The sequence below is a fragment of the Stenotrophomonas sp. HMWF003 genome (assembly GCF_003061285.1).
In the GTDB taxonomy this organism is placed as follows: Bacteria; Pseudomonadota; Gammaproteobacteria; order Xanthomonadales; family Xanthomonadaceae; genus Stenotrophomonas; species Stenotrophomonas maltophilia_AP.
Window position 1 is genome coordinate 1 of the sequence record NZ_QAIW01000411.1, and the last position, 948, is coordinate 948.

2 protein-coding genes and 1 pseudogene are annotated in these 948 nt (G+C 69.9%); all 3 read right to left on the reverse strand.

What is annotated here, in order from left to right:
- Positions 1-306: pseudogene (locus DBR34_RS17550) on the reverse strand (c-type cytochrome biogenesis protein CcmF); the annotation flags it as partial.
- Positions 307-768 carry a cytochrome c maturation protein CcmE gene (ccmE, locus tag DBR34_RS17555; RefSeq protein WP_128097748.1) on the reverse strand — a complete coding sequence of 154 codons (462 nt, stop codon included), beginning with the start codon at positions 766-768 and terminating at the stop codon, positions 307-309.
- A partial coding sequence (gene ccmD / locus DBR34_RS17560) for a heme exporter protein CcmD (protein ID WP_128097749.1) occupies positions 765-948 on the reverse strand: 184 nt, incomplete at its 5' end. The genes ccmD and ccmE, both read right to left, overlap by 4 nt.

Here is a 948-nt window from a genome sequence, read left to right on the forward strand (position 1 = left end):
GACCAGCGCCCACAGCAGCAGCGAGCCTTCATGGGCGCCCCACACGGCGGAGTAACGGTAGGCCAGTGGCAGCAGCGAATTGGAGTTTTCGGCGACGTAGCGCACCGAGAAATCCTGGGTGACGAACGCCGCGGTGAGCACGCCGAACGCGCCCAGCAGCAGCGCCAGCTGCGCGTACGCGGCCGGGCGGGCCACCGCCATCCATGCCGCGTAGCCACGCTGGGCGCCCCACAGCGGCAGCACCGCCTGCAGCACCGCCACCACCAGCGCCGTGACCAGCAGGATCTGCCCCAGTTCGGGCAGCACTCAGCGCACCGCCGGTGCGGTCACCGGTACATCGTGCTTGGTATGCGCCTGGCCCATCTTGTCGGCCACTTCCTTGGGAATGTAGTTTTCGTCGTGCTTGGCCAGCACTTCATCGGCAATGAAGCGGCCGTCCTGCAGGCGGCCGCTGGCCACCACCGCAGTGCCTTCGCGGAACATGTCCGGCAGGATCCGCGAGGTGCTCACCGGCAGCGTGGCATCGCCATCGGTGACCACGAAGTGTGCTTCCAGCGAGCCTTCCGCGCGCTGGAACGACCCCTTGACCACCATTCCGCCCAGGCGGAACCGCGCGTGCGGATCCACGTCGCCGCGCAGCACTTCGGCCGGCGTGTAGAGGTAGGCGACATTGCGCTGCAGGGCGAAGGCCACCAGCGTGGTGGCCAGGCCCGAGGCCAGCAGCAGCACCAGCACCCAGACCAGGCGGCGACGCTGCCCCGGCGTCATCGGCTCAGCTCCGGGCCCAGCGCGCTGGTGGGCGTGGGCGTGGCGCGCGCCTGCAGGCGTTGCTGGCGGCGCAGGGCCTGCTGGCGGGCGCGACGCATCCGCAGCCACGAACCCAGTGCATCGCTGCCCAGCACCAGCACGAACACCGCGTAGGCGGCAATGAGAAAGGGCACGTGGGTC